Raw genomic sequence first — 7828 nt, forward strand, 5'->3', positions numbered from 1 at the left:
GATCGCCACGTCCCCAGTCCCGCCCAACCCGCTATGGCAGCAGGTCACAATCGCCGATTCGATCGGGTACATCTTCATCAGGTTGCCGATGAAAAAACCGGCGACGGTCATCGAGACCACCACCGACACGCAGACCAGCACGTAGCCTACCGAGAACACCTTCACCACGCTGTCGAGCGGCACGTAGAGCATGCCCAGGCCGATCATCACTGGCCAGATGAAGGCCGAGGACACCAGTTTGTAGAAAGTGTGGGCGCCTTTTTCGAGGTTTTCCGGGAGGGCGCGCACGTATTTGAAGAGGACGGCGGCGAGGATCATCATCACCGGGCCGGGGATGCCTACCACTTTTTCCAGCAGGCCGCCGAGGACGAAGAAGGCGCAGATCACCAGCACGCCGGCGCCCATGACGCGGAAGTCGACCAGGGAGCCGGTGTCTTCCTTGACCTGGAATTTGTCGTTCTCTGCCTTGGCGCGGATCAGTGAGCCTTCGCCGTTGAGGTGCGGGCGTTTGAGGGCCAGGCGAGCCAGGTAACCGGCGCAGATGATCGCGACGATGTTGCCGACCACGGCGGCCGGCGCCAGTTGGGCGACGTAGATATCCGGTGTGCCGCTGAGGATGGCCGAGTAGGCCAGCGACAACGGCAGGATGCCTTCGCCGATGCCGCCGCCAATGATTGGCACGATGATGAAGAAGAAGGTGTGGTGGAAGCTGTAACCCACCAGTTTGCCGACGATCAGCCCGCTGGCGACGGCGGCGAGGGTGCCCACCAGCAGCGGTATGAACATGCGCAACATGCCCTGGACCAGGATGAAGCGGCTCATGCCCAGGATGCTACCGACCACCAGGCTGGCGATCACGAAGTACAGGAAGTTGGCGTCCTTCATCAGCATCTTGGTGGCATCAATGGTGGCCGGGCCGAAGAAGCCGTAGAACACCAGGATCGATGGCAACATCAGACACAGGATGGCGCCGCCGCCGATCTCTTTGAGCACCGGCAGGCGCGAGCCCAGTTGGCCGAAGAACACGCCCATGGTCATGATCACGGCCAGGCCGCCGATCATGTTCTTGGGCAGGAAACCCAGGTGCGCGGAGAGGTAGACGATCAGGGCGATGCCGAGAAAGATCGGCAGCGGGATGACGCCGATTTCGTAGGTGCGCAGGCGTTGCAGCAGCCCGGCATCGGCGGTGTTCTTGATGTTCAGGGACTGCTCATAGGGCTTGTTCATGGCGCTATTTCCTCTTGTTTGTTTTTATCGAGGATTCGAAGGGACTACGGTCAATCAGGTTTCCTGTAGGAGCGAGCTCGCTCGCGATGGACGCTGGAACATCGCGTTCATCAAGGCTGACCTCGTCATCGTTGACGACCATCGCGAGCGAGCTCGCTCCTACCGTTGAGGGCGCGTTGCCAACTGGTAGATCGATGTTATCCTTCGCAAATAACGCGATAAACAGCACAAGTATGAGGCGTATGAACACGAATCGTGATCAATTTCCCCTGCCCGAAGACCTCAAGGTGTTCCTCACCGTGGTGCGCAAAAATGGCTTTGCCAGCGCTGCCGAGGAGCTGGGTTACTCGCCGGCCTATATCAGCAAGCGCATTTCGGTGCTGGAGACGACCCTGTCGACCCGCCTGTTGCACCGCACCACGCGGCGTATTGCCTTGACCGACGATGGTGAGCGCGTGCGGGTGTGGGCGGAAAAGCTGCTCGGGGATTTTGATGATTTTGTGGGTGAGATCTCGCAGGCGCGGCAGCAGCCGATGGGTTCGCTGCACATCTGCAGCAGCTTCGGTTTCGGCCGCAATCATGTCGCGCCGGCCATTTGCAAACTGTCGCAGACCTATCCGAAGCTGGAGATTCGCCTGGACGTGTTCGATCGCGTGGTCGATATCGTCGGTGAGGGGTTCGATCTGGAAATTCGCGTCGGCGATGACCTGCCGGGGCAGCATCTGGGACGCAAGTTGGTGAGCAATCGGCGGGTGCTCTGTGCGACGCCGCAATACCTGCAACGACGGGGCACGCCGCGCACGCTGGAGGACCTGAAAGACCACGATTGCCTGGTGCTCAAGGAGCGCAACAACGCGTTTGGTGTGTGGAACCTCACGCGCAACGGCCAGGAAGAATCGGTGCGGGTCAGCGGGCCGTTGTCCTCCAACAGCGGCGAGATCGTGCTGGAGTGGGCGTTGAGCGGTGGCGGAATACTGTTGCGTTCGATGTGGGACGTCAGGCCGATGCTGGAGCAGGGCAGGCTGGTGCAAGTGCTGCACGACTACACCCAGAGCGCCAACGTGTGGGCGGTGTACCCGACGCGGCTGAGCCAGTCGGCGAAATTGCGCGTATGTGTCGAATTCCTCGAAGCCTATTTCCGCGACCTCTCGGTCGAATGATCACCCCCTGTAGGAGCGAGCTCGCTCGCGATGGACGTCAACGATAACGATGGCAGCCTGACACCCTGCGGCGCTCTCAGGTCCATCGCGAGCGAGCTCGCTCCTACAGGGGGATGGGTCAAAGCCAGGGATTTTCGGTGAGGTGCCTGGCCTCAAACGCGCGGATCTGCTCGGCACGCTGCAACGTTGTCCCGATGGCATCCAACCCCAGCAGCAAGGACTGCTTGCGCAACTCATCGATCTCGAACGCAATCACGCTGCCGTCCGCCAATTCAATGGTCTGCTGCGGCAGATTCACGCTGATTCGCGCCGTCGCCGCGACACTGACCACCTCGGCAACACGCTTCACTTGCGCCTCGTCCAGCTGAATCGCCAACACCCCATTGCGCTGGCAATTATCGTAAAAGATCCCGGCGAAACTGCTGCCGATCAGGGCCCTGATCCCCACTTGCTTCAAGCCCCACACCGCATGCTCGCGACTGGACCCGCAGCCGAAATTCGGACCGACCACCAGAAAGGCAGCGTCGCTCCAGGTTGGCTGATTGAGGATGAATTGCAGGTTGGGTTCGCCTGATTCCATAAAGCGCAGGTCGAAGAACAAGCCGCGATCCAGGCCTTGGCGATCGATGCCCTTGAGAAACTGCTTGGGCATGATCACATCGGTGTCGATGTTGGACGCCAGTAGAGGCGCAGCGCTGCCACTTACCGTGGTGAAAGGTTGCATGGTTCAAGCCTCCAGCGCGAACGCGCGCACGTCAGTCAAATGCCCGGTGATCGCGGCGGCCGCGACCATTGCCGGGCTCATCAGGTGGGTGCGCGCCCCGGCGCCCTGACGACCTTCAAAGTTGCGGTTGGTGCTGGAGGCGCAGCGGTCGCCGGGAGCCAGCACGTCGTCATTCATCGCCAGGCACATCGAACAGCCCGATTGCCGCCATTCGAAACCGGCGTCGAGAAAGATCTGCGCCAGCCCCTCGTCCTCAGCCTGGTTGCGCACCAGGGTCGAACCCGGAACGATCATCGCCCGCACGTGGGCCGCCACTCGTTTGCCGCGCACCACCCGGGCGACATCGCGCAAGTCCTCGATGCGCGCGTTGGTGCAGGAGCCGATGAAGGCATGGCTGATCACCACATCGCTGAGCGGCATGCCGGGCGCGAGGCCCATGTAGTCGAGGGCGCGCTGCATGCCCTGGCGCAGGATCAGGTCCGGCTCGCGGGCGGGATCAGGGACATGGCCACCCACCGGTGCCGCCTGGTCAGGGCTGGTGCCCCAGGTGACCATCGGCTCCAGCGCGGCCACATCCAGGGTGACTTCGCGGTCGAAGAGGGCGCCTTCGTCGCTATGCAGGTTTCGCCATTTGGCCACGGCCTGTTCCCACAACTGGCCCTGAGGGGCGCGAGGTTTGCTGCGCAGGTACTCGAACACCTTGTCATCGGGCGCCATGAACGCACCGCGGGCGCCAGCTTCCACGGCCATGTTGCAAATGGTCATGCGCGCTTCGACGCTGAGGGCGGTGATGGCCGGGCCGGTAAACTCGATGGCGAAACCCGTGGCGCCCGAGGCTCCGATCTTCTCGATCAGGGCCATGATGATGTCCTTGGAAGTCACCCCGGCGCCGAGCGGGCCATTGACCGTCACGCGCAGTGTTTTCAGGCGTTTGTAGACCAGGGTCTGCGACGCCAGCAGGTGCTCGATTTCCGAGGTGCCGATGCCGAAACCGAACGCGCCCAACGCACCGTAAGTGGTGGTGTGGCTGTCGCCGGCGGCCACCACCATGCCGGGCAGGATGAAGCCTTGCTCGGGGGCGACCACGTGTTCGATGCCCTGGCGCTTGTCCAGTACGTCGAACAGTTCGATGCCAAAGCCGCGGCAATTCTCGGCGAAATACGACACCTGCCGCGCACCCCCAGCGTCGGGCATGGTGGCGATGCGATTGGGCGCGGTGGGGTTTACATGGTCGACCACAGCCAGGGTCGCGGCCGGACGCCAGACCTTGCGCCCGGTTTCGCGCAGGCCGCTGAAGGCCTGCGGGCTGGTGTACTCATTGGCGACCTGACGATCGATGTACAGCAGCACATGGCCCTGATCGTCGAGTTCGCAGACGGTGTGGCTGTCGATGTGTTTCTGGTAGAGCGTTCTTGGGCGAGTCATGGGGTGGGCTCTTGTTTGACTTGTTCGAGATCACGCAGGCGTATGAACAGCATATTCGCCGCGAATCTTGCATCAAGAGCCATAAAGTGAAGGCTTTGCGCACGGAGTGTGAATAATCTACGGCTTATCGCCTCAAGCCGAGCGCTGCCGGAATCGGCTCCACCGACGCCTGATCGATGGGCACCGAAAACTCCTGCCAGCGATCATTGTTCACGAGCACATCGACCCGTCCGAACACATCGACCGCCGTTTGCATGGCAAGCACGCCTTGCAGTTCATCGGTGACATCAAGCGCCATTGCCCGCACCCGCGCGGGGTATTTCGTGAGCAGATCGGCCAGGCCGTCGGTATTGCGTGCCGTCGCCAGCACGCAATGGCCCGCCGCAAGCGCCGCTTCGGTCATCTGGCGGCCGTAACCGCTGGCGCTGTCTGTAATCAACCAAACCTTGGACATCGGGTCTCCCTCTAAAACGACAGTGATGGCATACGCGGATGGGGTGTCGGGAACTCAATAGCGCTGGTATTTCGAGCCGAACTCGGAACGGTTTTCCGCTACGGTCATTGCACTGTGTCGAGCGTCGAGGCGATCGGCGCCACCTTCTGCAACCCGGTTCTGGATCAGGCGATCGGAACCGCCCTCGGCGACGCGATCCTTTTGCAGGTTTTCCGAGCCGTATTCCGCGACGCGGTTTTGTTGCAGCCGATCCGAGCCATCTTGGGCCAGCAGGTGTTGGATCTGGCTGTGGGAAGCGGGGCTTGGGGTGTTGGCTGACGCGAGGTTCGCCAGGCCAAGACCGCCGACCAATGCCAGGCCAAGGGCCAGTGAGGAGAATTTCGAGAAGTTGATCATGGGTGATGCTCCTTGCGTTTAATGTTTGAGTGGGTCAACCGCGGCACCTGGGGGGGGCTGGCGGGTGTTCATAGTTAAACGCTCGGGTGTATCGAGGATGTGTGCTTGAATGACGCCAAATCGGGCGTTGCGTATCTAACGCTGGGCGAGATACACAGAGATACAATTACCGATAACAACAATGATCAGGACAAAGCGAGGCGTGCATTGGTCGATCGACGCGAGTTCAGCGGGGCCATGAAAGGCAAGAACCTGCGCTATCTCAATGAGCATGAGGGGCAGTCGGTTCGCGCCCGGGCAGGCTTTCTGTTGCTGGAACATTTCTCCCTGCCGGCGTTCACCCAGGCGCTGGATACGGTGATCACCGCCAACCTGCTGCGGCCGGAGCTGTTTTCCACGAAAACCTTTGGCTTGAGCGAAGGCGAGGTGATCAGCGATCTGGGCCTGGTGATTCGCCCCGATGCCCGCCTCAGTCACAGCGAAATTCAGGCGTTGGATCTGCTGGTGGTGTGTGGCGGTTACCGCACGGAGCTCAAGGCCGACGAGGCGCTGATCGATCTGTTGCGAGACGCGTCTGAACAGGGCGTCACCCTGGCCGGCATCTGGAACGGCGCCTGGTTCCTGGGACGCGCCGGCCTGCTCGACGGCTACCGCTGCGCGATCCACCCCGAACACCGCCCGGCCCTGGCGGAAATCGCCAAACTGACCCAGGTCACCAGCGAAGCCTACGTGGTGGACCGCAACCGCCTGACCGCCTCCAGCCCCAACGGCACGTTCTATATGGCACTGGAATGGATCCGCGGCCTGCACGACAAAGCGCTGACCGACGGCATCGAAGACATCCTCGCCTTCGAGGCCTCCCGTTACCGTCGCATCAAGCCATCACTCAACGCCTCGGTCTGCGGCCCGTTGCGCGAAGTGGTCAACCTGATGGACGCCAACCTCGAAGAACCGCTGGAGATGGAAGCCCTCTGCGAATACGCCGGCCGCTCCCGCCGCCAGATCGAGCGCCTGTTCAAGGAACAACTGGGCACCACCCCGCAGCGCTATTACATGGACCTGCGCATCACCGAAGCCCGACGCCTGTTGCAGCACACCACGTTGAGCATCGTTGAGGTGTCGGTGGCCTGTGGGTTCGTATCGCCGAGCCATTTCAGCAAGTGCTACAGCTCGTATTTCGGTTATCGACCGTCGAAGGAGACGCGTTTGGTCAAGTGACGATCTCAGCAAAGATCGTTCCCACGCGGAGTGTGGGAACGGTCAATCGTGTGCCTCGACTCAAGGCGCGCCAAACATCATCGTCCAGTAAACCCCTTCATCACTGCGCGCCTCGGTCGCATAACCGGCCCCCACCTGGGTGAACATCGGGTTCATCAAATTGGCGCAGTGCCCGGGGCTGGCCAGCCAGCCGGCCATGGCCTTGCTCGGTGAGCCCTGGCCGGCGGCGATGTTTTCGCCGATTTGCCGGCCGCGGAAACCGGCGGCGCGGGCTCGGTCGACGGCGGTGTCGCCGTCGGGGTCCTGGTGGGCGAAATAGTTGCCGTACGCCATCGCCTTGCTGTGACCCTGGGCAGCGGCGCCGAGGCTGGCATTCCAGCTCAATGGCCGTGCGGCGGCGAAGCGCTGGCGACCGCACATCCGTGGTTTGGCCCGGGCGGCGTTGACTTGGACCAGCAGGGTTTTGCCGACACTTCGTGTGTCGCTCATCTGGCTGTCCAGCACCGGCCGCGCCAGCACCACTTGCCATTCACCGCGGCTGCGGCTGACGCCAATGTCGGCGTACTGGCTGTCGAGCAAGGCCGCGCAGTGCTCGTCCGCCAGCAGGTCGAACGCTTCTTCGGCATCCTGCGCACCCACCACACGGAGGCTGCGCACCGACACCGCCTGATACCCCGAATCCTTCAATCGATCACGCAACCCGCCGCCGTAACCGATGGGCAACGCCAGGCTGGGTTTCAACGCCAGGGGCATTAAACGTTGCGTGGGCCGCCGCTCGCAGCCCCGGGGATGGACGCGGTAATCGTTGATCGCTTCCACCAGTTCGCGCTCCGCACCGGCATGGGCGGGGTTGGCGAGCAAGGGAAGCAGGGCAGACAGGCACAGCGAAGTGAAGCGCAAAGTGTGGCGCATGGGACGGACAACTCGAATGAGGTGACAACAATGGGAGCGGGGAAAATCGCCGAGGTATGACTGGCGTCTTGATACAAGGTTCGCGGCCTGGGTGAGCCGGCAGGCGGGTGTCCGACGAAGGGTAGGGAGCGACACTGTTTTTTGTGGGAGCGGGCTTGCTCGCGAAGGGGCCGGCCTGTCCAACATCAATGTCGCCTGACCCACCGCTTTCGCGAGCAAGCCCGCTCCCACACGGGATCTTCGGTGGACGCAAATTCCGCCGACACCCCAATCAACTGTGGGAGCTGGCCTGCCAGCGATAGGGCCGGCAGA

At 62.2% G+C, this 7828-nt stretch carries 8 protein-coding genes; 2 read left to right on the forward strand and 6 right to left on the reverse strand.

Annotation, left to right across the window (positions count from 1 at the left end):
- Positions 1–1227: 2-hydroxycarboxylate transporter family protein (locus B0W55_RS27850; protein WP_077049119.1), on the reverse strand; the 1227-nt coding region annotated here is incomplete at its 3' end.
- Positions 1228–1469: 242 nt separating this feature from the next.
- Between B0W55_RS27850 and B0W55_RS27860 the strand changes: the two genes are divergently transcribed.
- Positions 1470–2387: a LysR substrate-binding domain-containing protein gene (locus B0W55_RS27860; RefSeq protein ID WP_077049121.1), complete on the forward strand. Its 918-nt coding sequence runs from the start codon at positions 1470–1472 to the stop codon at positions 2385–2387.
- A 118-nt stretch (positions 2388–2505) separates the two neighbouring features.
- Here the strand turns inward: B0W55_RS27860 and leuD are convergent, their stop codons facing one another.
- From leuD to B0W55_RS27880, 4 genes are all read right to left on the reverse strand, one after another.
- Complete coding sequence (leuD, locus tag B0W55_RS27865) at positions 2506–3111, reverse strand: 3-isopropylmalate dehydratase small subunit (protein ID WP_077049122.1); 606 nt, start codon at positions 3109–3111, stop codon at positions 2506–2508.
- 3 nt (positions 3112–3114) lie between these two features.
- Positions 3115–4536: a 3-isopropylmalate dehydratase large subunit gene (gene leuC / locus B0W55_RS27870; protein WP_077049123.1), complete on the reverse strand. Its 1422-nt coding sequence runs from the start codon at positions 4534–4536 to the stop codon at positions 3115–3117.
- Between the two features lie 124 nt (positions 4537–4660).
- Positions 4661–4990 (reverse strand): SDR family NAD(P)-dependent oxidoreductase, encoded by a 330-nt coding sequence (locus tag B0W55_RS27875; RefSeq protein ID WP_077049124.1) that lies wholly within the window; start codon positions 4988–4990, stop codon positions 4661–4663.
- A 54-nt stretch (positions 4991–5044) separates the two neighbouring features.
- On the reverse strand, positions 5045–5386 hold the full coding sequence (locus tag B0W55_RS27880) for a hypothetical protein (RefSeq protein ID WP_077049125.1): 342 nt from the start codon (positions 5384–5386) through the stop codon (positions 5045–5047).
- Between the two features lie 207 nt (positions 5387–5593).
- On the opposite strand from B0W55_RS27880, the gene B0W55_RS27885 reads away from it, so the two are divergent.
- Positions 5594–6604, forward strand: coding sequence for a GlxA family transcriptional regulator (locus B0W55_RS27885; protein ID WP_175645582.1), 1011 nt, complete (start codon positions 5594–5596; stop codon positions 6602–6604).
- 60 nt (positions 6605–6664) lie between these two features.
- Here the strand turns inward: B0W55_RS27885 and B0W55_RS27890 are convergent, their stop codons facing one another.
- Positions 6665–7516, reverse strand: a complete 852-nt coding sequence (locus B0W55_RS27890) for a CAP domain-containing protein (RefSeq protein ID WP_077049126.1) — start codon at positions 7514–7516, stop codon at positions 6665–6667.
- Positions 7517–7828 lie beyond the last annotated feature (312 nt).

Source organism: Pseudomonas sp. KK4 (assembly GCF_001984065.1).
Taxonomy (GTDB): domain Bacteria; phylum Pseudomonadota; class Gammaproteobacteria; order Pseudomonadales; family Pseudomonadaceae; genus Aquipseudomonas.